Origin of the sequence: Klenkia taihuensis (assembly GCF_900112525.1) — a bacterium.
Taxonomy (GTDB): Bacteria; Actinomycetota; Actinomycetes; order Mycobacteriales; family Geodermatophilaceae; genus Klenkia; species Klenkia taihuensis.
Map to the genome: position 1 here is coordinate 320,419 of NZ_FOMD01000002.1, position 23,285 is coordinate 343,703.

21 protein-coding genes and 1 riboswitch are annotated in these 23,285 nt (G+C 75.8%); of the genes, 3 read left to right on the forward strand and 18 right to left on the reverse strand.

The annotated features are described in order from the left end of the window. Window positions 1-23 precede the first annotated feature (23 nt). Entirely contained in the window at window positions 24-1,019 is a 996-nt protein-coding gene (locus BM158_RS09450; protein ID WP_091557127.1) for a Gfo/Idh/MocA family protein, read from the forward strand. 8 nt (window positions 1,020-1,027) lie between these two features. Here BM158_RS09450 and BM158_RS09455 read toward each other — a convergent pair whose 3' ends face one another. The 10 genes from BM158_RS09455 to thrC all read right to left on the reverse strand — a co-directional run bounded on the left by BM158_RS09455 (window position 1,028) and on the right by thrC (window position 12,210). After that, window positions 1,028-2,035, reverse strand: coding sequence for an ABC transporter substrate-binding protein (locus BM158_RS09455; protein WP_091557129.1), 1,008 nt, complete (start codon window positions 2,033-2,035; stop codon window positions 1,028-1,030). A gap of 147 nt (window positions 2,036-2,182) precedes the next feature. After that, the gene (gene groL / locus BM158_RS09460) at window positions 2,183-3,808 is read right to left on the reverse strand and encodes a chaperonin GroEL (protein ID WP_091557133.1); all 1,626 of its coding nucleotides are present in this window, start codon (window positions 3,806-3,808) and stop codon (window positions 2,183-2,185) included. A gap of 188 nt (window positions 3,809-3,996) precedes the next feature. Beyond that, window positions 3,997-4,422, reverse strand: coding sequence for a hypothetical protein (locus BM158_RS09465; RefSeq protein WP_091557136.1), 426 nt, complete (start codon window positions 4,420-4,422; stop codon window positions 3,997-3,999). Window positions 4,423-4,432: 10 nt separating this feature from the next. Beyond that, window positions 4,433-5,554 (reverse strand): non-hydrolyzing UDP-N-acetylglucosamine 2-epimerase, encoded by a 1,122-nt coding sequence (gene wecB, locus BM158_RS09470; RefSeq protein ID WP_091557141.1) that lies wholly within the window; start codon window positions 5,552-5,554, stop codon window positions 4,433-4,435. Continuing rightward, on the reverse strand, window positions 5,551-6,393 hold the full coding sequence (locus tag BM158_RS09475) for a choice-of-anchor P family protein (RefSeq protein ID WP_091557145.1): 843 nt from the start codon (window positions 6,391-6,393) through the stop codon (window positions 5,551-5,553). Before BM158_RS09475 ends, wecB begins: the two co-directional genes overlap by 4 nt. Next, window positions 6,390-8,153 carry a glycosyltransferase family 2 protein gene (locus BM158_RS09480; RefSeq protein ID WP_091557149.1) on the reverse strand — a complete coding sequence of 588 codons (1,764 nt, stop codon included), beginning with the start codon at window positions 8,151-8,153 and terminating at the stop codon, window positions 6,390-6,392. Before BM158_RS09480 ends, BM158_RS09475 begins: the two co-directional genes overlap by 4 nt. Next, window positions 8,150-8,719, reverse strand: a complete 570-nt coding sequence (locus BM158_RS09485; RefSeq protein ID WP_109504848.1) for an archaeosortase/exosortase family protein — start codon at window positions 8,717-8,719, stop codon at window positions 8,150-8,152. The genes BM158_RS09480 and BM158_RS09485 overlap by 4 nt, the downstream gene beginning before the upstream one ends. A 26-nt stretch (window positions 8,720-8,745) precedes the next feature. After that, window positions 8,746-9,813, reverse strand: a complete 1,068-nt coding sequence (locus BM158_RS09490; protein ID WP_131802007.1) for a GGDEF domain-containing protein — start codon at window positions 9,811-9,813, stop codon at window positions 8,746-8,748. 90 nt (window positions 9,814-9,903) lie between these two features. Further along, window positions 9,904-10,854 (reverse strand): hypothetical protein, encoded by a 951-nt coding sequence (locus BM158_RS09495; RefSeq protein ID WP_131802008.1) that lies wholly within the window; start codon window positions 10,852-10,854, stop codon window positions 9,904-9,906. A gap of 114 nt (window positions 10,855-10,968) precedes the next feature. Beyond that, window positions 10,969-12,210, reverse strand: coding sequence for a threonine synthase (gene thrC / locus BM158_RS09500; RefSeq protein WP_229827725.1), 1,242 nt, complete (start codon window positions 12,208-12,210; stop codon window positions 10,969-10,971). A 48-nt stretch (window positions 12,211-12,258) separates the two neighbouring features. Then, window positions 12,259-12,375, reverse strand: a riboswitch (SAM riboswitch). A gap of 32 nt (window positions 12,376-12,407) precedes the next feature. Here thrC and BM158_RS09505 point away from each other — a divergent pair. After that, on the forward strand, window positions 12,408-13,232 hold the full coding sequence (locus BM158_RS09505) for an HAD family hydrolase (RefSeq protein ID WP_091558642.1): 825 nt from the start codon (window positions 12,408-12,410) through the stop codon (window positions 13,230-13,232). On the opposite strand, the gene BM158_RS09510 is transcribed toward BM158_RS09505, so the two are convergent. The 5 genes from BM158_RS09510 to rarD all read right to left on the reverse strand — a co-directional run bounded on the left by BM158_RS09510 (window position 13,222) and on the right by rarD (window position 20,031). Continuing rightward, window positions 13,222-14,088 carry an ABC transporter permease gene (locus BM158_RS09510; protein ID WP_091557166.1) on the reverse strand — a complete coding sequence of 289 codons (867 nt, stop codon included), beginning with the start codon at window positions 14,086-14,088 and terminating at the stop codon, window positions 13,222-13,224. The two genes, BM158_RS09505 and BM158_RS09510, sit on opposite strands and share 11 nt — an antisense overlap. Continuing rightward, on the reverse strand, window positions 14,085-16,952 hold the full coding sequence (locus tag BM158_RS09515; protein ID WP_091557169.1) for an alpha/beta fold hydrolase: 2,868 nt from the start codon (window positions 16,950-16,952) through the stop codon (window positions 14,085-14,087). Before BM158_RS09515 ends, BM158_RS09510 begins: the two co-directional genes overlap by 4 nt. Before the next feature lie 80 nt (window positions 16,953-17,032). Continuing rightward, complete coding sequence (locus BM158_RS09520) at window positions 17,033-18,730, reverse strand: LytR C-terminal domain-containing protein (protein WP_091557173.1); 1,698 nt, start codon at window positions 18,728-18,730, stop codon at window positions 17,033-17,035. Between the two features lie 21 nt (window positions 18,731-18,751). Further along, window positions 18,752-19,069: a DUF3263 domain-containing protein gene (locus BM158_RS09525; protein WP_091557176.1), complete on the reverse strand. Its 318-nt coding sequence runs from the start codon at window positions 19,067-19,069 to the stop codon at window positions 18,752-18,754. A 47-nt stretch (window positions 19,070-19,116) separates the two neighbouring features. Continuing rightward, entirely contained in the window at window positions 19,117-20,031 is a 915-nt protein-coding gene (rarD, locus tag BM158_RS09530) for an EamA family transporter RarD (protein WP_091557179.1), read from the reverse strand. Between the two features lie 83 nt (window positions 20,032-20,114). Here rarD and BM158_RS09535 point away from each other — a divergent pair, with 83 nt between their 5' ends. Then, window positions 20,115-21,755 carry a Na+/H+ antiporter gene (locus BM158_RS09535; RefSeq protein ID WP_091557182.1) on the forward strand — a complete coding sequence of 547 codons (1,641 nt, stop codon included), beginning with the start codon at window positions 20,115-20,117 and terminating at the stop codon, window positions 21,753-21,755. 1 nt (window position 21,756) lies between these two features. Here BM158_RS09535 and BM158_RS09540 read toward each other — a convergent pair whose 3' ends face one another. Genes BM158_RS09540 through BM158_RS09550 form a run of 3 tightly spaced genes read right to left on the reverse strand, consistent with a single transcriptional unit; the run spans window position 21,757 to window position 23,233 of the window. Continuing rightward, window positions 21,757-22,485, reverse strand: coding sequence for a hypothetical protein (locus BM158_RS09540; protein ID WP_091557185.1), 729 nt, complete (start codon window positions 22,483-22,485; stop codon window positions 21,757-21,759). Further along, the gene (locus BM158_RS09545; protein WP_091557189.1) at window positions 22,486-22,932 is read right to left on the reverse strand and encodes a PTS mannitol transporter subunit IIA; all 447 of its coding nucleotides are present in this window, start codon (window positions 22,930-22,932) and stop codon (window positions 22,486-22,488) included. Beyond that, the gene (locus BM158_RS09550) at window positions 22,925-23,233 is read right to left on the reverse strand and encodes a PTS lactose transporter subunit IIB (protein WP_091557192.1); all 309 of its coding nucleotides are present in this window, start codon (window positions 23,231-23,233) and stop codon (window positions 22,925-22,927) included. Before BM158_RS09550 ends, BM158_RS09545 begins: the two co-directional genes overlap by 8 nt. Window positions 23,234-23,285: the final 52 nt, after the last annotated feature.

Below are 23,285 nucleotides of genomic sequence, written 5' to 3' on the forward strand. Positions count from 1 at the left end.
TGTCCCCCGCTACGGTCGCGGGCGTGACCACAACGACCCGCTGGGGCATCGTCGGACCGGGCCGCATCGCCGAGAACGTGGTGCGCGACTTCGTGCACGTACCCGGCGCGGAGGTCACCGCCGTCGGCTCGCGCGCGCTGGACCGGGCGCAGGGCTTCGCGCAGCGGCACGGCATCGGCACCGCGCACGGCTCCTACGCCGACCTCGTCGCCGACCCCGACGTCGACGTGCTCTACCTGGCCACCCCGCACCCGCAGCACCACGCCGTGGCGCTGGAGGCGATCGCCGCGGGCAAGCACCTGTTGGTTGAGAAGTCCTTCACCGCCACCGTCGCCGGCGCGCAGGAGGTCGTGGACGCCGCCCGCGCCGCCGGGGTGTTCGTCATGGAGGCGATGTGGACCCGCTTCCAGCCCGCCGTCGTCCGGCTGCGGGAGCTGGTGGCCGACGGCGCGGTCGGCGAGGTGCGCAGCGTGCAGGCCGACCTCGGCGTGGCCCGGGAGTTCGACCCCGAGGACCGGCTGTTCGCCCACGAGCTCGGCGGCGGCGCGCTGCTGGACCTCGGGGTCTACGTCGTGTCCTTCGCCCAGATGCTGCTCGGGGACCCCGACACCGTCACCGCGACCGGGTCGACCTTCCCGACCGGGGTGGACGCCGAGGCCAGCCTGCTGCTCGGGTACGCCGCCGGCCGCTCGGCCGCCCTCATGACCTCGCTGCGCAACGCGCTGCCCGGCCAGGCCCGGGTGTACGGCACCGAGGGCTGGGTCGACGTCCTGCCGCGGTTCCACCACCCGGCCACGATCGTGCTGCACCGCGCCGGCGCCGAGCCGGAGACGATCACCCTGCCGCCGGACGGCACCGGGTACAGCCACGAGGTCGCCGAGGTGCACGCGGGCGTGCTGGCCGGCCGCACGGAGTCCGCGGTCATGCCGCTGGCCGACACCCTCGCGGTCATGCGGGTGCTGGAGGAGGCCGCCGGCCAGCTCGGCGTGCAGTTCGCGGAGGCCCCGCCCACCCCCTAGGCAGGGGGTCAGGACTGCGGCTGCTCCACCGCGGTGGCCGGGTCACCGTCGGCCGCGGCGGCCAGCGGGTCGACGAGCTGGTCGAGCAGGTAGGGCAGCGACAGCGGGCTGCCGAAGCCCAGCGCGGCGGACACGGCGCTGGAGTACTGGCCCAGCAGCACGGTGCGGTCCTCGGTGACCACGGCGAGCTGCGAGACCACGGTGTCGGCGTCCAGGGCGGCCTGGTCGTAGCCGTTCTCCACCAGCACGTCGGCGTCGAGCAGGTCCAGCCGCTCGGCCGACAGCTCGGCGGAGGTCTCCGGCACGGCGAAGCCCAGGTCGGAGAAGAACTGGGTGCGCAGGTCGTCCTGGCCCAGCAGGTAGTGGCCCGAGCCGCCGAGACCGGTCAGGTCGACGGCCACCGACGCCCCCTCGAAGGCCGGGTTGGCCTCGACGGCGTCGGCGAAGCGGCCTTCGACGTCGTCGACGAGCTGCTGCGCCTCGTCCTCGACGCCCAGCGCGCGGCCGGTGAGCAGGGTCTGCTCCTGCCACGGGGTGGCGCCGTCGGCGTACTCGTCGGTCTGGGCCAGGGTCGGCGCGATCGCCGACAGCTGGTCGTAGGTGGCCTGGTCGATGAAGGAGTAGACGCCGACGATGAGGTCGGGCTGCAGCGCCGCGATCTCCTCGAGGTTGAGCTCCTCGCTGCCCACGGTCGGGATGTCCTCGTCGGGCAGCTGGCCGGCCGCCCAGGGGCGCTGGGTGGCGTCGTAGTCGCCGAGCAGCTCGCGCTCGCCGACCAGGGTGCCGCCCAGGGCGAGCACGAAGTCGGCGTCGTTGAAGCCGATCGTCACGACCCGCTCGGGCCGCTCCGGGATCTCGGTGGTGCCGAAGGCGTTCTCGATGCTGACCGGGAAGGCGTCCGACGAGCCGGACGACGACGCGGCGGAGGAGCCGGCGGCGTCCTCGTCGGACCCGCCGCAGGCGGCCAGGGTCAGGGCGAGGGCGGTGGTGGCGAGGGCGGCCAGGGGGCGGCGCATGCGGGGGCTCCTGTGGATCGGACGAGGTCGTCCGCTGAGGTTAGCCTTACCTGTGCGCCTACCGATCACCCGGGTACGCGGACGGGGCCGCCCTCCTGAGGAGGACGGCCCCGCCGTGGTGCGTGGTGGTGCTGGGTGGTGCAGGACTCAGAAGTCCATGCCGCCCATGCCGCCGTCGCCACCGGGCATGGCCGGGGCGGCCTTCTCCGGCTTGTCGGCGATGACGGCCTCGGTGGTGAGGAACAGCGCCGCGATCGAGGCGGCGTTCTGCAGCGCCGAGCGGGTGACCTTGGCCGGGTCGATGATGCCCGCGCCGACCAGGTCGACGTACTCGCCGGAGGCGGCGTTGAGGCCCCAGCCGGTCTCGGAGTTGCGCACCTTCTCCGCCACGACGCCGCCCTCGAGGCCGGCGTTGACCGCGATCTGCTTGAGCGGGGCCTCGAGGGCCACGCGCACGATGTTCGCGCCGGTGGCCTCGTCGCCGGTGAGCTCGAGCTTCTCGAAGACCGAGGTGGCCTGGGCCAGGGCGACGCCACCGCCGGCGACGATGCCCTCCTCGACGGCAGCCTTCGCGTTGCGGACGGCGTCCTCGATGCGGTGCTTGCGCTCCTTGAGCTCGACCTCGGTGGCGGCACCGGCCTTGATGACGGCCACGCCGCCGGCCAGCTTGGCCAGGCGCTCCTGCAGCTTCTCGCGGTCGTAGTCGGAGTCGGACTTCTCGATCTCGGCGCGGATCTGGTTGACCCGGCCGGCGATCTGGTCCTGGTCCCCGGCGCCCTCGACGATGGTGGTCTCGTCCTTGGTCACGACGACCTTGCGGGCGCGGCCGAGCAGGTCCAGGCCCGCGTTCTCGAGCTTGAGGCCGACCTCCTCGGAGATGACCTGGCCACCGGTGAGGATGGCGATGTCGCCCAGCATGGCCTTGCGGCGGTCGCCGAAGCCCGGGGCCTTGACGGCGACGGACTTGAAGGTGCCGCGGATCTTGTTGACCACCAGGGTCGCGAGGGCCTCGCCCTCGACGTCCTCGGAGATGATCAGCAGCGGCTTGCCGCTCTGCATGACCTTCTCCAGCAGGGGCAGCAGGTCCTTGACCGAGCTGATCTTGGAGTTGACGACGAGCACGTACGGGTCGTCGAGGACGGCCTCCATGCGCTCGGTGTCGGTGACGAAGTAGGGCGAGGTGTAGCCCTTGTCGAAGCGCATGCCCTCGGTGAGCTCGAGCTCCAGGCCGAAGGTGTTGCTCTCCTCGACGGTGATCACGCCCTCCTTGCCGACCTTGTCCATCGCCTCGGCGATGAGCTCGCCGATGGCGGGGTCGGCGGCGGAGATCGACGCGGTGGCGGAGATCTGCTCCTTGGTCTCGACGTCCTTGGCGGTCGAGAGGAGGTACTCCGAGACCGAGGCGACGGCCTTCTCGATGCCCTTCTTCAGGGCCATCGGGTTGGCGCCGGCGGCGACGTTGCGCAGCCCCTCGCGGACGAGGGCCTGGGCGAGCACGGTGGCGGTGGTGGTGCCGTCACCGGCGACGTCGTCGGTCTTCTTGGCGACCTCCTTGACGAGCTCGGCCCCGATCTTCTCCCACGGGTCCTCGAGCTCGATCTCCTTGGCGATGCTCACACCGTCGTTGGTGATGGTGGGGGCGCCCCACTTCTTCTCCAGCACGACGTTGCGGCCCTTGGGGCCCAGGGTGACCTTGACGGCGTCGGCGAGGGTGTTCATGCCCCGCTCGAGGCCGCGGCGGGCCTCCTCGTCGAAGGCGATCATCTTGGCCATGTGGTGGTGTCCTCCATGCGTGGATCGCTGCTGGCCGGGCGGTGCCCGCGACGGACGACACCCGCGCCGTGGACGCTCCTGCGGCCCACGGGCCGGTGCCTCACCGGTCCGACCTGGTTGGCACTCAGGTGCTCCGAGTGCCAACCAGGAGTCTGGCACTCCCCCTGGGCGAGTGCAAGGACGGGGGGTCACCCCCGACGGGTGAGCAGGGCGCCGGCGGCCAGGTCGAGGGTGGCCACGAGGACGGCGACCGCGAGCACGCCGAGCGTGATCGGCCAGGCGTAGAGCGGCAGCACCAGCAGCAGCGGTGCCGTGGCGGCGTCGAACGGGGCGAGCCACGCCGTCCCCCACAGCCAGGCACCCACCGTCACCAGGCCGGCGACGGCCGACCAGCGGCCGGCCCGGCTCTGGGCCCGCGGCCCGACCCGGCGGGCCACCAGGGCGACGACGAGGACGCCGACGGCCAGCACGGCCAGCCGGCGGCCCAGCTCGTACCCCCGGTCGGCCGGCCCGGCGCCGGTCCCCAGCAGGACCAGCGAGACGACCACGACCAGGACGAGCAGGACGGCGTGCCCGGCCAGCAGCGCCGGGGCGAGCGAGCGCGGTCGCGGCACCGTCCCGACGCTAGCCGACGGCGAGCGCCCCGGTCAGCACGCCGGCGCCGTCGTGGCCGGCCGCGGCGAGGGTGAGCGCGGCGACCCGCTCGGCCGCCCGGCCGTCGCCGAAGGGGCTCGGACGCCGGGAGAGCTCCTCCGGCCAGCCCGGCCGCAGCAGCCGGCGGGCCGCGGGCAGGACGCCCTCGGGCCCGGTCAGCTCGGCGAACCCGGCGTCGACCGCCTCGGGCCGCTCGGTGCTGTTCCGGACCACCACCAGCGGCTTGCCCAGCACGGTGACCTCCTCCTGGACACCGCCGGAGTCCGACACGAGCAGCCGGGCGCCGGCGGCCAGCGCGAGGAAGGTCGCGTGGTCCACCGGCCCGGTGCCGCGCACCGCGGGCGGGAGCACGGCCCCGGCGGCGGTCAGGGCGGCGCGGGTGCGCGGGTGCAGCGGGAGCAGCACCGGCAGGCCGAGCAGGTCCAGCGCCTGCAGCAGCGCGCGCAGCCGCTCCGGGTCGTCGGTGTTCTCCGGGCGGTGCACGGTCGCGAGCACGTACTGCCCGGCGACCACCCCGTGCGCGGCCTGCACCGCGGCCCGGACGGCGGGGGCCGGCAGCGCGCGGCGGGTGGCCTCGACGATGGTGTTGCCGGTGACGTGCACGGCCGAGGCCGGCGTCCCGGCGCGGAGCAGGTGCTCGGCGTTGCCCCGGGTCGCCGCGCAGTGCACGTCGGCCACCGCCCCGATCACCAGCCGGTTGACCTCTTCGGGCATGGCCCGGTCGAAGGAGCGCAGCCCGGCCTCCACGTGCACCACCGGGATGCCGAGGTGGTGGGCGGCCTGCGCGCCGGCGTTGGCCGAGTTGGTGTCGCCCTGCACCACGACGGCGTCGGGCCGGTCGGTGCGGAACCAGTCGGTCAGGCCGGTCAGCATGGCCGCGACCTGGCCGGCCCGGTCGCGGCCGCCGACGCCGCGCAGCGGCTGCACCGGCCGGGGCATGCCGACCCCCGCGAAGAACACGTCGGTCAGGTCGGCGTCCCAGTGCTGGCCGGTGGCCAGCGGGGAGGCGGCCGGGCCGAGGGCGGCGACCACCGGGGCGAGCTTGATGATCTCGGGCCGGGTGCCCATGACCACCGCGACCCGCGGCGTCATGCGACCAGCACCGAGCCGGCCCGACGGCGGACGAAGCGGACGGCGAGCACGCCCCAGCCGGCGACGACGGCGCCGGCGCCGGCGGTCCAGCCCGACAGCGGGACGGCCGGCACGGGCACCGTCGCCACGTTCAGGCCGCAGCTGGAGGCGGCGACGTCCACCGCGGCGGTGCTGCCGAGCAACGACACGGCGAGCGCACTGACCCGGACGCTGCCCGCGCCCTGCGGCTGGGTCTGCCCGTTGAGCAGGATCGTCGCGACGCCGGGGACCGAGACGCTGACCCCGGTGCCCGGGTTGACCGGCAGCGCGATGGCCACGGCGGTGGTCACCCGGGCGTTGGTCAGGGTGACGCCGGTGGTGACGGCACCCGCGGAGGTCGCGGTGCAGCGGGAGGTGATGGCGTCGGCCTTGATGTCGACCGGGGTCACCCCGCCGACGAGCCGGATGGTGACCCCGCCGCTGCCGGGCGTGACGGTGCAGGTGCCGTCGCTGCCGATGGCGATGCCGCCGCCGGTGCCGACCAGGCCGGCGCAGGCGGCCGAGGTGCCGTCGTTGCGGGCGACCGCCTGCTGCACCAGGACGCCGGAGGTGATGAGCGTCTGCGACCCCAGCACGCCCAGCGCGGGCTGGGCGTTGCCGCTGGTGCTGGCGGTCTGGCCGTCGCTGGTCGCGGAGAACGTCCCCGACGACACGGCCCCGCTCCCGGCCGCGGTGACCGTGGCGGCGACGGCGGAGGCCTTCGAGGTGTCGGCCGACGCCGGGCCGGCCCACAGCGCCACCAGGGCCGCGGTGGCCGCGGCGACCAGGCCGGCACGGCGGCCGAGGCGGGATGCGGTCACGGGTGCGGCCTCCGGTCGGGGTCGGTCGGTGCGGGTGGGGCGGGACGGCGGCGACGCTCGGGCTGGCCGCCCATGAGGACGGGCGGGATGCGCTCGGTGCCCGGTCCGTCCGGGGGCGCCGGCGGGGTCGCCGACGCGCGGGGACGGCTCGGCCGGACGGCGGGGCGGGAGGCGCCGCCGCCCACGCGGGGCTGCGCCGCGGTGGGCGGCTCCTCGGCGACGACGGCCACCGGGACCTCCACCGCGCGCGCCTCCGGCACCCGGGGGGCGCGGGTCCGCGCTGCACGGACCTCGGCGGCCAGCGCCTCGGCGAGGGAGTCGTCGCTGAGCCAGTCGGGGTCACCGGGCGGCGCGGCGAAGCGGGCGGGCTCGACCGGCTCGGGCGCACGGCCCGATCCGCGGTGGCCGGGCCCGTCGTGGGCGGTCTTCTTCCAGTCGCGGCGACCGCGCAGCAGCCGGAGGAAGGCCCACCAGACGGCGGCCTGCAGGAGGTAGGCGTAGAGCACGTTCGCCAGCCCGAGCACGAAGGCCCGGCGCCGGGTGACCGTCCCCCCGCTGCGGGACCGGTAGACCGGGCCCCAGACCACGTGCGGCAGGACGCCGAACAGCGCGGCCAGCGGGACCAGGCCCCAGGCGCCCTGGGTCCACCAGTCGACGACGCCGTCGCCGGTGTGCGTCATGAAGTACACCTGCACGCCGACGGCGGCCGGGAAGACCACCGAGCCCAGCAGTTGCGACCACGGCACCCACAGGTAGTAGGCGATCTCCAGGGCGCCAGGCAGGCTGACCTGCGGGGAGCAGATGATCGCCCAGAGGTAGCGCAGGCACTGCATGCCGCCCTGCGCCCACCGGCTGCGCTGGCGCAGCAGCGGCTTGATCCGCGGCAACCCGGTCTGGGCCACGAAGGTCTCGTCGCAGTACTCGGTGCGCCCGCCGGTGAGCAGCACGTGCAGGCCGAGCTCGAAGTCCTCCAGCAGGGCGCCGTGCCACGGGGTGCCGAACTCGTCGGCGATCCGGTCCAGCGCGGCCATCCGGGTGAACTGGCCGTTGCCGCCCATGCCGACGCTGCCGGTGCGCCGGCGCAGGCTCTGCATGGCCGCTATCGGGCCGGTGAACTCCAGGTCCTGCAGCTGCACGAGCAGGGAGTCCCGGCGGGCGGGGAGCCGGTCGTCGGGGTCGACCAGGGAGTCCAGGTCGGCGGCGGCCAGGCCGTCGATGTCGTCGGTGACGCGCACCTGCACCTGCACCGCGGCCACCCGGGGGTCGACCAGGTAGCCGCAGATGACGTCGGGCGCCAGCCGCTCGAGCCGGGCGTCGGCGTCCAGGACGCCGACCACGACGCGGTGCCGGTCGGCGTCGGCGGGCAGCGACGCGGCGATGGCGCGCCAGGCGGCGTTGAGCGCGGCGCCCTTGCCGCGGCGGGCGTCGGGCAGCGAGCGGGTGACCACCCGCAGCTGAGGGAACTGCAGCTGCAGGTCGGCGAGGACGTCGGGGGTCAGGTCGGTCGAGCCGTCGTCGACCACCCAGACGGTGGCCTCGGGGAAGGTGCCCAGCAGGTGCCGCACCGTCCCGCCGACGACCAGCTCCTCGTCCAGGCAGGGCACCACGAAGTGGAAGTCGTGGCCCTCGCGGCTGCCGGGCACGCCGTCGGTCCGGCGGAGGAACGGTCGCATTATGAACACGACGTAGAGCAGGAACCCCACGCAGAGCAGGAACGCGGTGGTGTTCAGCGCGGCCAGGGCGAGGTTGTCGGCGTTCACCGGTGGGCCTCCTCGAGGTCCCGGGGGTCGACCGCGGGCGACTGGTAGGTGCCGCGCAGCAGCACCAGCAGGTAGGCGGTACCGGCCAGCACGACGCCGAGCGTGCTCACGGCGGTGCCCACGAGCACGTGGGTGCGGGCGTACCCGACCTCGGGGCCCCAGTGGGCCATGCCGGCGGTGATGGCCAGCATCCGGGCCTGGTTGACCGCCAGGATCACCAGCACGGCGGTGGCCAGCGAGGTGAAGGCCCGCACGGCCGGGATGCGGCGGACGGCGAGCAGCACGGTGGTGGCGGCGACGAAGGGCAGCAGCAGGAAGGCCGCGGTGCAGCCGACGGTGATGTCGATGCCGGTGGCCTGGCCGTCGACGGTGAACAGCACCGACCGGCCGACCTGGTAGGCGTCCTCGAGCCCGATGAGCCGGGCGGTCCACGCCGTGACGGCGGCCTCGAGGGCCTGCAGCAGGTCGGCGTACCAGAGCATCACCAGCACGGTGGCGACACCGCCGGCGACCATGCCGGGCCGGACCAGGCCGACGTCGGCGGTGTGGTCGGTGTCGCCCCGCATGGCCCAGGGCTCCACCGCCCCGGCCGTCACCGCGACCGGCCCAGCGCCTGCTCGCGGCGGGCCTGCACCAGTGCGTGCTCGGCGCGGGCCCAGGTGGTGGCCAGCGGCTCGACCCCGGCCCGCATGGTGTGCGCGGTGGCGGTGCGGTAGCCGGCACCCTCCAGCCGCGCCTGCACGAGGTTGGCCATGCGCGAGACCTGCGAGGTCTGGTGGCCGCCGCCCAGCAGGCCCAGCTGGCGTGGGCCGACCCGGGCGAGCTGCACGTCGCCGGCGGACTCGCGGACGACGGAGACCGCGCGGCGCAGCGAGCGGACGGTGCGGATGACGCCCAGGTCGACCAGCACCATGCCCACCGGGTCGCCCACGGGGGTGGCCAGCCGCTCCTCGGTGGCCAGCAGCGCCGCCCAGCCGCGCCGGTTGGGCAGCCGGGTGACGTCGTCGTGGCTCTCCAGGCTGCGCTCGAAGGCCTCCTGCCGCTGGCCGTGCAGGGCGGCGATGTCGGCGCTGAGCGAGGTCTGCAGCGCGCCGGCCTGGACGGCGAGCAGCTCGGTCCAGTTGCGGTCGACCTCCAGCGGCCGGGCGCTCAACCCGGCGAGCGAGCCGAGCTGGCTGCCGTCGGGGGCCAGCAGCGCGATGCCCAGGTAGCCGTGCAGGCCCCAGCCCTCGGAGATCCGGCGCAGGTCGGGCGCGGCACTGCGGGCCAGGTCGGTCACCACGGTCGGCTGGGGGCCGGTCAGCAGGTGGTGGCACAGCGACCGGTCGCGGGAGACCGGCGTGCCCGCCTCGTACCGGGCGGCCCGGCTCTGCGGCCAGGCCGAACCCGGGGCGGCGGCCTGCGCGGTGATCTGCACGGCCAGCCCGGTCCAGGTGTCCTCGGTGATCCGGGTGACCGTCCAGGCGTCGACACCGCCCAGGCTGCCGAGCAGGGAGAGCGCGGCCTGCGCGCCCGGGAGGGTGCCCCGCGACCACACCGATGCCGCCGCCGGGGCGGCCGGGGCCGCCGTCCGGGTGTCCAGCACCTGCACCGACGGAGCAACGGCCAGCTCGTCGTCCCAGGTCCCCGCCGCCGGGGAGAGCGACTGCGCCTGCCTCACCACGTGTGCTCCTCGCATAATTGATCTAGCGACGTTCCGGATCTACATGTCCGCTATCGGCAGCGCCCGGCCCCGTCGGAACCATCGGGGTCAACCCTGTAGTGCGACCCTGACCTGCACGAGCGCGTCCTCGGCCCGCCACCAGGTGCCGGCCAGACCCTCCTGCGGCTCGCGCACGGCCCAGCCGGCGGTGGCGCCGTAGCCGGCCCCGGCCAGCTCCGCCCGGACGGAGCGGGCGAGCGCCACCGGGTCGTCCACGTCACCGGCGAGCAGGCCGAACCGGCGTCCGGACACCCGCGCGACCGCCGCGGGGCCGGCCGCCTCCTGCAGCACGTCGGCGGCCCGGCGCAGCCCCCGGGCGGTGCGCACCGTGCCGACGTCGACCAGCACCACCGACACCGCACCGGCCAGCTGGCGCGCCCGCTCCTCCTCGTCCTGGAGCAGCTGAGCCCACCCGCGCCGGTCGGGCACGCCGGTGACCGGGTCGGCGGTGCGCAGCGCGCGCTCGCGGTCGGCCTCGCGGTCGTCGGCGACGGCGTCCAGCGCAGCGGTCAAGCGGGCGGCGAGGTGGTCGGCGGCGGTCTCCAGCCGGCGCAGCACCGCGCCCGGGTCCGGGGTGACCGCGGCGCGGTCGGACCAGCCGCAGAGGCTGCCCAGCAGCTGCCCGTCCGGGCGGCGCAGCGGGGCGGACACGTACTCCCCCAGGGCGTGGCGCCGGCCGAGGGCGCGCACGGCCGGGTGGTCGTGCGTGCGCGCGTCCGCGGCGCGGGCGGCACGGTCGTCGACGAGCAGGTGGTGGCAGACCGAGAGCGCGACCGGCACCGGGCGTTCCAGCACGGCGGCGCGGTGGGCCTGGTCGGCGGCCACCCCGGTCCACCAGCGGTCGGTCATCCGGGCCACGGCGAAGGCGTCGAGCTCCTCGGTGGCGGCGAAGGCGTCGACGACGGAGGCGGCCGACGCGGAGAACACCGACGCCAGGTGCCGGCGGGCCACCACGGGCCCGGCCGGGTCGGGCACCGGCCGCGCAGACCTCGCGAACATGGCCGCCTCCCGCAACACTTACCGACCGGACCAGTTCCGGACGGATGTGTTCTCTATCGGCGGGCGCAGCCCGGTCTGTACCTGCCCCACCCGACCGGGTGGGGCAGGTACCGGTCAGGCGATGAGGCCGGCCTGCCGCAGCGAGCGCAGCGAGGGCTCGACCCGGTGGGTCGGGCCGACGACCGGGGCCAGCGGGTCCAGGGTCTTCAGGCCCTCGCCGGTGTTGAGGACGACGGTCTCCTGCGCGGGGTCGAGCAGGCCCTTCTCCACCAGCTGGCGCAGCACGGCGGTGGTCACGCCGCCCGCGGTCTCGGCGAAGACGCCGGTCGTGCGGGCCAGGTCGCGGATGCCGGCGACGATCTCCTCGTCGCCCACCCGGCCCACCGAGCCGCCGGTGCGGCGGATGGCGTCCAGGGCGTAGGGGCCGTCGGCGGGGTTGCCGATGTTCAGCGACTTCGCGATGCCGGTGGGCTTGACCGGCTTGACGACGTCCCAGCCGTTGTCGAAGGCGGTGGCGATCGGGTCGCAGCCGGCCGACTGCGCGCCGAAGACCTTCCACGGGGTGTCCGCGACGATGCCGGCGGCCACCAGCTCCTTCCAGGCCTTGTCGACCTTGGTGAGCAACGAGCCCGACGCCATCGGGATGACCACCTGCGCCGGGATCCGCCAGCCCAGCTGCTCGGCGATCTCGTAGCCGACGGTCTTGGACCCCTCGGCGTAGTAGGGCCGCACGTTCTGGTTGACGAAGGCGGCGTCCTCGAACTCGTCGGTCTCGGCGAGCTCGCTGGTCAGCCGGTTGACCTCGTCGTAGGACCCGTCGACGGCGATCAGCGCCTGGCCGTAGACCGCCGACTGCACGATCTTGCCCGGCTCCAGGTCGCTGGGCACGAACACGTAGGAGGGCAGGCCGTTGCGGGCGGCGTGCGCGGCCACGGAGTTGGCCAGGTTGCCGGTCGAGGCGCAGGCGATCTTGGTGTAGCCGAAGCCCTTGGCCGCGGTGGCGGCGAGGCTGACCACCCGGTCCTTGAAGGAGTGCGTGGGGTTGGCCGAGTCGTCCTTGACCCACAGCGGGGCGGTGAAGCCGAGCTCGTCGCCCAGGCGCTGCGCGCGGACCAGCGGCGTCATGCCCGGGTCCAGGCTCACCCGCTGGGCGGGGTCCTGGCCGGTGGGCAGCAGCGGGGCGTAGCGCCAGATGTTCTGCGGGCCGGCCTCGATCTGCTCGCGGGTGACCGCACGCATGAGGTCGGGGTCGTAGTCGACCTCCAGCGGGCCGAAGCACTCGGCGCAGGCGTGCTCGGCGATGAGGCCGAAGGTGGCACCGCAGTTGCGGCAGACCAGGCCGCGCGCGGGGTTCACCGCGACGGCCGTGGGAGCGGGAGCGGTCAGGGTCATACGACGACTACCTCCTCATCTTCCCTGCGACGGGTCGTCGACCGCGCAGGACGGACGGGGCACCTGCTGCTCGCGCAGTGGTTGCCGGGGCTTCGTCGGGCCGTGTCCCTCTGCCCCTCTGGATGAGTGGAACGGGCCGAGACTACTGCAGGATGGCGGCCGTGCCCGCGTCCATCGTCTACACCGACCTCGACGGCACGATGGTGGGGCCGCGTGGTTCCTTCGTGCACACCGCCGACGGCCAGCTGACCGCCGAGCCCTGGACGGCGCTGCTGGAGCTGCACCGCGCCGGCGTGCCGCTGGTGCTGGTCTCCGGCCGCACGCACGCCCAGCTGCAGGAGGCCGGCCGGGTCTTCGCCGCCGACGGCTGGGTCGCCGAGCTGGGGTCGACGGTCAGCTGGTCCGGCGGCCGGGAGGTCCACCTGCTCACCGGCGAGCTGCCCGGCGAGTTCGCCGGCCGCGCCCCGGTGGAGGTCATGGCCGAGCTCGGCGTGGTCGACGCCCTCGTCGCCGCCTGGCCCGGCCGGGTGGAGTGGCACGCCCCCTGGTCGGCCTCGCACACCGGCGACGCCATGCTGCGCGGCCGGCTCGACACCGCCGAGGTCGACGCCTGGCTGGCCGAGCGCGGCTGGGGCTGGCTGACGCTCAAGGACAACGGCCGGGTGCCGCGCACCTCACGCGTCACCCTCGCCGTCGAGGGCGACCCGCACGTCTACCACCTGATGCCGCGCGGGATCGGCAAGGGCCTGGCGATCACCTGGGACCTCGAGCGCCGCGGCCTCGACCCCGCCGACGCGGTGGCGGTCGGGGACTCGGTCAGCGACCTGGAGATGGCCTCGGCCGTCGGCCGGCTGTTCCTCACCGCCAACGGCGCCGCCGTCCCCGGGATGGCCGCGGCCGTCGACGCCCTGCCCAACGCCACCGCGACCGCCGGGGCGATGGGCCTCGGCTGGGCCGAGGCCGTGCACGCCGCCCTCAGGACGTGACGTCGCGCCGCGCGAAGTGCCGGAACGCCAGCGCGGTGAACACCGCCGCGTAGACCAGGGACTGGATGACCCCGCGGTACAGGTCGCCGCTGTCGACCGGGGTCTGCAGCAGGTCGGTCCAGGCGAACTCCTCCGCCGTGGGGAACCAGTCCCGGATGCTGCCGAGCTGCTCGACCTGGTCGAGGATCGCGAACACGAACATCGTGAACACCGCCCCGCCGACCGCGGCCAGCGGCGCGTCGGTGACGGTGGACAGCCAGAACGCCAGCGTGCCGACGACGAGCAGGTGGACGGCGAGGTAGCCGACCATCCCGGCCAGCCGCAGCAGCCCCTCGCCCTGCCCGATGCTGATGCCGATCGGGGTGGTGATGTCGGCGAACCCGAAGGCGATGCCCCCGGCCACGACGGCGACCACCGTGACGGTCAGCAGCGCCGACACCGAGAGCACCAGCGCGGCCAGCCACTTCTGGCGCAGCAGCCGCATCCGGGGCACCGGGGTGGCCAGCGCGTACCGCAGGGACCCCCACTGCGCCTCGCTGGCCACCGTGTCGCCGAAGAACAGCGCGTAGACCACGACCAGGAAGAACGACGTGGTCGCGAACAGCACGAACAGGGTGAAGTTCAGCCCCGACGCGGTGGCCACGTCGACCAGGTTGAGCCTGCTGTTGCTCTGCGCGTCCTCCGAGGCGCCCAGCTGCAGCGCCGCGATGAGCACCAGCGGCAGGGCGACCATCAGCGCGAAGACGCCGATGGTGCGCCGCCGCTTGAACTGCCGGCGCAGCTCGACCGACAGCCGCAGGGTGCGCTCGGGCCGGTACCCGGCCACCGCACCGGTCGCCTGCACGGAACTGCTCATGACTCCCCCACCAGCGACAGGAACGCGTCCTCCAGGCGGCGACGCGGGGTGACCTGGTCGACGCCGACGCCGGCCTCGACCAGCGCGGACACCGCCTGCGCCCGGGTCAGGTCGCCGAGCTCGACGACCAGGCCCTCGTCGGAGCGCTCGACGGAGGCGCCCAGGCCGGTGAGCACCTGCTCGGCGCGGGCCGGGTCGCCCTGCACGACCAGCAGCACCGCTCCCCCGGTGCCGATGATCTCCTCGACCGTGCCCTCGGCGACCTTCTGGCCCTTGGCCATCACGACGACGTGCGAGCAGGTCTGCTCGATCTCGGCCAGCAGGTGGCTGGAGACGATGACCGTGCGGCCGGTGGCCGCGTAGTCCTGCAGCACCTGCCGCATCGCGTGGATCTGCGGCGGGTCCAGCCCGTTGGTCGGCTCGTCGAGGACCAGCAGGTCGGGCAGGCCCAGCATCGCCTGCGCGATCGCCACCCGCTGCCGCATGCCCTGCGAGTAGGACCGCACCCGCTTGTCCAGCGCCGTCCCCAGGCCGGCGATCTGGATCGCCTCGTCCAGGTGCGCGTCGGCGAGCGGGCGGCCGGTGGCGGCCCAGTACAGCTCCAGGTTGTCCCGGCCGGACAGGTGCGGCTGCAGGCCGGTGCCCTCGACGAAGGAGCCCAGCCGCGACAGCACCGGGGCACCGGGGGTGGCCGGGTGGCCGAAGACGGAGATGGTGCCCTCGGTCGGCCGGATCAGGCCCATGAGCATCCGCAGCGACGTCGTCTTGCCCGCCCCGTTGGGGCCGAGCAGGCCGAGCACCTGGCCGCGGCGGACCTCGAAGGACAGGTCGCGGACGGCGGTGAACCCGTCCTTGTAGCTCTTGGTGACGCCGCTGAACCGCAGCGGCACGTCCTCGCCGTCGGGCTCGGAGACCGACAGCTGCTTCCTCCGGCGGGCGCCCCAGAGCTTCGCGACGACGACACCGGCCACGCCGAGGGCGACCAGCACCGCCAGCAGCACCCACCAGCGGGTCGCCCCGGACTCCCCCTGCACCGTGCCGCTCACCGACGGCGCGGCCAGCGCCGCACCGTCGGCCAGCCCGACCGCGTACACCCCGGCCTCGGCGGGGGCGGCGAAGGCCTGGTCGGTGGAGGACACCAGCACCCGCATCGTGTGGCCGGCCTCGAACCGGTGCACGATCCCCGGCAGGGTCACCTCGACCTCGGTCGGCGCGGTCGGGTCGGTGGACAGCCCGGTCAGCGACAGCGGGGCGACCAGGCCCGAGGGCAGGGTCTGCGCGCCGTCGGCGGAGACGTCGTAGAGCTTGGCGAACAGGGTCGCCGTGCCCGTGGGCGAGGACACGGTGAGCGTGACGGTCGAGGCGCCGACGACGTCGACCGCGGCGTCCAGCGGCGCGGAGTCGAAGGCGGCGAACTGGCCGGGGATCTCCACCGTCGTGCCGCCGAGGGCCGCGGTGACCGCGCCCAGGCCGGGGACGGTGGTGATGGCGGCCGGGTTGCCGCCGGGCGGGGTGACCACCGGGAAGGTGGTGCCCGACAGCGGGACGTCGGTGCGCTGCACCGCGTCGCCGGTCAGGCCGGGGTAGGCCGACGCGGTCTCGCTCTGGTTGCCGCCCTGCACGCTGCCGACCGCGGCGCCGACGCCGGTGGGCACCGGGAAGGTGAACCCGGTGCCGGGGTCGGTGCCCTGGCCGCGGAGGTGGAAGTCGAACCAGCCGGCGACCAGCCCGCGCAGGTCCTCGGTGTCCCGCTCGGAGGCGCTGGCGTCGTGCCCGCCGTCATACCAGACCACCTTCACCGGGGTGCCGTTCGCGGCGATGCCGCGGGCGTTGGCGTCGGCCTGGCCCAGGCCGAACAGCGAGTCCTGGGTGCCCTGCAGCAGCAGGGTGGGCGCGGTGATGCGGTCGAGCACCCCGGCCGGGGAGGAGCGCTCGAGCACCTCGGCGATCTCCGGCGTCAGCGTCCCGGTGCTGGCCGCCTGCTGGTAGGCCGCGCACACGTCGGCGCGGAACCGGCCGCAGGTCAGCGCCTGCTCCACCTCGGCGGAGTCCAGCGACCCGGGGTCGACCTGCGGCAGGCCGTCGCCGGCCGCCGCCGACCCGCCGGTCAGCGAGGCGAGCAGGCCGTCGCCGGTGGGCACCGAGCCCGCCCCGAAGAACAGGCCCGACCACAGCCGCTTGAACACCCCGCTGTCGCCGGTGTCGGGGGTGGCGGCGGGGGTGGCCTCGTCGACCGCGCCGGCCTGGGAGGGGAACAGCGCGGTGGTCAGGGAGTTCCAGGTGATCTGCGGGGCGATGGCGTCGACCCGGTCGTCGTAGGCCGCGCCCAGCAGCGACAGCGCGCCGCCGTAGCTGGCGCCGGCCACCCCGACCCGGGGGTCGCCGGGGGCGTCGAGCTGCACGTCGTCCCGCTCGGCCAGCACGTCGAGCAGGGTGGACAGGTCGGCGACCTCGTAGCGCGGGTCGTCCAGGCCGATCTGGCCGGTGCTGGCCCCGAAGCCGCGCGCGGAGTAGGTGAGCACCACGTAGCCGCGGCCGGCGAGGTCCTGGGCGTCGTCGGCGACCGACTGCTTGCTGCCGCCGAACCCGTGCGCCAGCACGACGGCCGGCGCGGGGTCGTCGGCGGTGGCCGACGCCGGGACGTAGGTGGTGGTGTCCAGCTCGACGGCGTCGGCGCCGCTGCCCGAGGGCACGGTGGCGTCCTCGGTGGCGACGTCCTCGGCGGCCTGCGCCCGGGAGGTGGGGCTGCCCAGGACCGGCACGGCCAGCAGGACGGCGGCGGTCAGGGTGGCGGTGAGGGCGGCGGCACCACGGCGTGCGACGGAGCGCGGGCGGTGGCGCACGAGCCCGGCGGGGGGACGCACGTCGGCAGAACGGACGGCGGCGTGCCGGTGTTCCGGCCGTGACCTCCCGGTGACCTGCGGCCCGGCCGGGCCGCCCCGGGTCAGGGCTGCCAGCTGCCGGTGGCGACGACGACGAGGCCGGGGTCGGGCTCGCCGTCGACGTCGAAGAACCGCTCGGAGGGCCCGCCCACGATGTCGGGGAACTGCTCCTGCAGGGTGGCCGCCGCGGCCTGCTGGGTGGCGTCGCCGGCGGTGTAGAAGACCGTGGTGACCGCGACGTCCTGCTCCGGGTAGGTGGACTCGCCGCGCACCTCCCAGCCACCGGCGCTCAGCACGCCGCCGATGTCGCCGGCCAGGCCGTCGACGTCGGTGGCGTTGAGCACGGTGACCGGGGCGTACACCGGGCCGGCCGGTGCGGCGGTCGTCGGCGCGGCCGTGGTGGGCTGCGCGGAGGTGCTGGTCGCCGGGGCACTGCTGGCGCTCGTCGGCGTGCTGGCGGCCGACTCGTCGGCACCGGGCCGCTGGTAGGCCCAGAACCCGAGCAGCACCAGCGCGACCACGACGACGGCCACGAGCGCGGCGACCAGGCCGCGGGACCCGCGGCGGCCCTCCTCGGGCAGCGGCGGGATGGTGCTGATGCCCTGGCGGCGCTCCTCGCGCCGCAGCGCCGCGTCGACGGCCTGCCGCTCGGCGCGGCTGGCGGCCCGGCCGCCGATCACCCCGGTCTCGCCGCTCCCGGGTTCGGTGCGGCGAGCCTGCGGACCGGTGCCCGGGCCGGCGGCAGCTGCCGGGGCCGCGGGGCGGGCGGAGCCGGCCAGCGGGGGACGCTCGGGGATGGAGTGGGTGCGGGCGCCGCGGCGGTCGCCCTCGGCGGGGATGGCCTCCGGCCGGTCGGCCACGCGCCGCTCGGGCCCGTCGTAGACCGGCAGCGGAGGGGCGGCGCGGCGGTCGCCCTCGGCGGGGACCGCACCGTTCCGCCCGGCGACCCGCCGCTCGGGCCCGTCGTAGGTCGGCAGCGGCGGCGGGGGCGTGCCGCGGCCGGACCGCGGCGCCGCGGGGCCCGGGCCGGAGGTGGGCCCCGGGTTCGGGGTGGGCGGGCCGGGGGTGGCCGCCCAGGACGGCAGCCCGGTGGTCCCGGGTGCGCGGTCGGGCGCCGGGGTGGGTGGTTCCCCCGCGCGCCCGGCCGGCGGCCGGTTGCCCGGGAGGGGGTCGACGGTGGTGCTGGGGCCACCGGTGCGCGGCCCGCCGTCGGTCCCCGGGCCGACCGGGGGCGGCGGGGTGGGCAGGCCCCGGGTGGCCGGGGGCGCCTGCTCGCGGGCCGGCGGGGGCGGGGTCGGCAGGCCCTGGGGGGACGGCGCACGGTCGTCGCCCCGGTCGGCCGGCGGGGTGGCCGGGGCGGCACCGGGCTGCTGCACGGTCGGCGGGCCGGCCGGGCGGAGCGGGGGCGGCGGGGCCGTGGGCCCGCGGCCGACGGGCGGCGCGGTGTCCCGGGGCCCGACGGCCGGGATCCCGGTCACGTAGGTGCGGGGGCCGGCCTGCGCGGGGGGCCGGGCGCCGGGGTCGGGCTGCCCGCCCGTCGGGGTGCCGGGACCGCGTCCGGCCGTGGGGTCCTCGCTGCGGGGCAGCAGACCGTCGCGGCGGCGCTCGGCGCGGGTGCGCCGGCCCAGCGTGGTCAGCTCGTCGTCGTCGGGCCAGGCGGGCGGGTCGGCCTGCTCGGCGTCGGGTGCGCGGCGGCGGCCGGCGGGTGGGAGGTCGGGCGTCGGGTCCGGCTCACCGTCCGGTACTCCATGCCTCCCCACGGTGATCGAGACTAGTAGGCCTCATCCCCCGGTGCCCAGGGTCCGGGCCGCCCGCTGCCGCTGGCGCGTCGCGCGCATCCGGCGCAGCCGCCGGACCAGCAGCGGGTCGACCGCGAGCGCCTCGGGACGGTCGATGACCCCGTTGAGCACCTGGTAGTAGCGGGTGGCCGACAGGCCGAAGCGCTCCTTGATGGCCGCCTCCTTGGCGCCGGCGTGCCGCCACCACTGCCGCTCGAAGGCCAGCACGTCGCGCTCGCGGCGGGGCAGCGCGGAACCTGCACCGGCCTCGGGTGCGTCGGCAGGCTGCTGGTCGGGGCGGGGGGCGGGGACGGCGCTCACGGGGACCTCTCGGGAGGGGCGGGACGGGGACGGCGGGCGCTGGGCTGTCACAGCCCCGCCGGGGCGGGCTGGCCGACCGCGCGGCGGGCGGCGCGGCCGGCCCGGAGGCTGTCGACGGTGAACAGCACCAGGGCTACCCAGACGACGGCGAACCCGACCACCCGGGCCGGCGGCATCGGCTCGCCGTTGACGAACACGCCGATGGCCAGGTGCATCAGCGGGGTGACGTACTGCAGCAGCCCGACCGTGCTCAGCGGGATGCGCCGGGTGGAGGCGGCGAACAGCAGCAGCGGGACCGCGGTGGCGATGCCCGAGGTGGCCAGCAGCACCACGTGCCCGGCCCCGGCCTCGCCCAGCGAGCCGGCCCCGCGCAGCTGCAGCACGGCCAGCACCACCAGCGCGGGCACCACCAGCAGCAGCGTCTCGACGAACAGGCCCGGGGCGGCCTCGACCCGCACCAGCTTCTTCAGCAGGCCGTAGGCGCCGAACGTGCCGGCCAGCAGCAGGGCGATCCAGGGCGGCCGGCCGGAGTCGACGGTGAGCACCAGCACCGCCACGGCGGCGGTGGCCACCGCCGCCCACTGCAGGGCGCGCAGCCGCTCCCCCAGGACCGCCACGCCCAGCAGCACGCTGACCAGCGGGTTGATGAAGTAGCCCAGCGAGGTGTCGACGACGTGGTCGGAGTTGACCGCAATGACGAAGGTCAGCCAGTTGCCGGTGATGAGCACCGCGGCACCGGCCAGCACGACCAGCGTGCGCCGGTCGGCCAGGGCCCGGCGCACCTGCGGCCACCCGCGCAGCACGCTGAGCAGCAGCGCGATGAACAGCAGCGACCAGACGATGCGGTGGGCGACGATCTCGACCCCGCCGGCCGGCTCGAGCAGCGGGAAGTACAGCGGGAACAGCCCCCACAGCACGTACGCGGCCAGGCCCGTGAGGACCCCGGTCCGCCGCTCGCTCATGAGGGGCACAGTAGGTGCGGGGTACGACAGTGCCCGGCTCGGGCATGGTTGCCGGGTACACCCACCGCTCGAGGGGACCGCCCGTGGACGTCGCACCGCTGCTCGCCCTGGCCGCCGGGGCGGTGGCGGTGGCCGCGGCGGCCCGGCGGCTGGGCTGGCAGGCGCCGCTGCTGCTGGTGCTCGTCGGGTTCGCGGTCAGCTTCGTGCCCGGCGTGCCCGAGTTCGCGATCGACGGCGACCTGCTGCTGGCCGTGGTGCTGCCGCCGCTGCTGTACTCCGCCGCGCTGGAGGTCTCCTACGCCGACCTCCGGGCGCTGCTGCGACCGATCGTGCAGCTCGGCGTGGGCCTCGTCGTCGTCACCGCGGTGGTCGTCGCGCTCGTGGCGCACGCCGTCGTCCCCGGGCTGAGCCTGCCGGCGGCGCTGGTCCTCGGCGCGGTGGTCGCCCCGCCGGACGCGGTCTCGGCCGCGGCGATCGGGCGGCAGCTGGGGCTTCCCCGCCCGGTGATGACGGTGCTGTCCGGGGAGAGCCTGATCAACGACGCCGCCTCGCTGACCTTCTACAAGGTCGCGCTGGCGGCGGTCTTCGGCGCCGGCGGGACCCTGCTCGGCCTGGACGCCACCGACGCGGCGAGCACCTTCGGCCTGGCGGTGGCGGTGGGCACCGCCCTCGGGCTGGCCATCGGGTACGTGGTGCACCTGGTCCGGGTCCGGCTGGACGACCCGGTGGTCACCTCGGTCATCGGCGTCGTCGTCCCGTTCGCCGCCTACCTGCTGGCCGAGGAGCTGTCCGGCTCCGGCGTGCTGGCGGTGGTGGCCGCCGGGCTCTACCTGGGCCACCGCTCCCCCGAGGCCGGCTACGCCAGCCGGCTGCAGGAGCGCCCGCTGTGGAGCTCGCTGGACCTGCTGCTGCAGGCGGTCGTGTTCGCCCTCATCGGGCTGCAGCTGCGCTACGTCGCCGAGGCGGCCGAGGCCTCCGCGCGGTCCAACTGGTCGCTGGCGTGGGCCGCCCTGCTGGTGCTGGGCACCGCGATCGCCGTCCGGCCGCTGTTCGTCTACGCCGTCGAGGGCCTGCGCGGGGTCCCGCGCCCGTGGCGCCGGCGGCGGAGGTCCCGCTCGCACCGGCCGAGCTGGCGGCAGCAGACGGTGATCTCCTGGACCGGCATGCGCGGGGTGGTCACCCTGGCCGCGGCGGCCGCGGTGCCCGCGGACTTCCCCGACCGCGACCTGCTGCAGCTGCTGGCCTACGCGGTCACCATCGGCACGCTCCTGCTGCAGGGGCTGTCCCTGCCGTGGCTGATCCGCACCCTGGGCGTGACCGACCCCGGCCAGGCCCGCCGGGACGCCGAGGCCGAGGTGCACCTGGCCGAGCGGGCCACGGCCGCCGCGCTGGAGCGGGTCGCCGAGGTCGAGCAGGAGCTGGTCGAGCGGGTCGGGGCCGAGCGGGCGCACGCGGTCGCCGACCGGATCCGCGGCCCGCTGCTGGCCCGGGCCCGCTCGATGTCGGCCGCGGTGCGGGCCGAGGAGAGCGAGGACGCCGACCGCAGCCGCCGCCGGGCCCGCACCTTCCACCGCGTGCGGCAGGAGATCATCCAGGTGCAGCGGCGGGTGCTCATGGAGGAGCGGGACAAGGGCCACCTCGACGAGGAGGTCATGCGGGCGGTGCTGCAGGAGCTGGACTACGAGGAGGCCGCCACCGAGAACTCCTGGGTCGGCCGCCTGTAGGTCACCGCAGCCCGAGCACCACCCCGGCCACCAGGCCCGCCACCAGCAGGCCGACCACGACCAGCGCCTTGCCGGTGGCACCGGCCCCGCCGTTGGCCGGGGCGTCGGGCCGGGGAGGCATCCCCCACACGCCGGCCGCACCCCGGGACACGGTGTACCGGCCCTGCTCCTGGCCGGCCCACACCGCCCGGCCGACGACGTCGAGCACCGCGGGGCCGGCCTTGGCCAGCGCCTTGGCATCCACGGTGACCGCGCCGCCGGGGTCGGCCAGGCGCAGCTGCACGGTGCGCGCGTTGGCCGAGGAGGTGACCGCCACCAGCCGGGTCAGGTCGACGCCCTGCCGGCCGAGCAGCCCGGTGCCCTCCAGCACCCAGCCGTCGGTGCGCGGGGAGAACACCGTGTCCTGCCACACCAGGGCCATCGCGACGAGCACCGCGATGGCCGGCAGGGACCACAGGATCGTCTGCAGCCGGCCGGCGTCGTGCAGGGCGACCTCGTACCCGCCGAAGAACGACAGCCCGACCAGGGCGACCCCGAGCACGACCAGCGCCGTGGTGCGCTGCGCGGCGGGCACCCGGGCCGGCGGGCCCAGCGGCGGCACCAGCCCGGGCGGCGGGCCCGGGGGCGGCCCCGGCTGCGGGAAGCGCTGCTGCGGGAACTGCTGCTGCGGGAGCTGCTGCTGGTGCTGGCCCTGGGGGTAGGGGTTCTGGGGGTGGGGCTGCGGGTGCACTCAGTCCTCCGGTACCGCGGTGAGCAGGTCCAGCACGTCCTGGACCGACGTCGCCCCGCGCAGCCGGGCCGCGCGGTCGGGGTAGACGAGCACGTCGGCCAGCGCCGCGAGCACCGGCAGGTGCCCGTCGCCGAGCGCGGCGATGCCGATGACCACGTGCGCGGTGCCGTTGCCCCAGTCGACGCCGTCGGGGTAGCGGACGACGGTCAGCGCGTCGGCGAGCACCTCGTCGCGGCCGGCGTTCGTGCCGTGCGGGATGGCCACCCCCTCGCCCAGGTAGGTCGAGACCGACTCCTCGCGCTCCAGCATGGTCGCCACGTACGCCGGCCGGACGGCGCCGGCGGCGACCAGCAGCTCGCCGGCCTGGCGCACCGCGGCGGTGCGGTCGGCGGCACGGCCGTCGAGCCGGATCCGGGACGGGTCGAGCAACCCGCCCAGCTCAGCCATCGATCGTGGTGCCCTCGTGGATGGCGGTGACCACGCCGTCGACGGCGGGGTCGCCGACGAAGGCGGTGAAGGCGACGACCGGCCGGCCCCCGGCGTGCGGGCGGACGCGGTCGGCGAGCTTGCTGTGGGTGAGCACCAGGTCGGCGTCGGCGGGGATGGCGTCCAGCGGGCTGTGCTCGATCACCACGCCGTTGTCCTTGAGCCGCTTCTTGAGCTGGTTGGCCATGAGCACGCTGCTGCCCATGCCCGCGTCGCACGCGATGACCAGCTTGCGGACCTGGGTGCCTTCGATGCTCGGCATGGGGGCTCCTGCGGCTAGGGGACGACGGCGTCCAGCTTCCCACCCCGGTCGG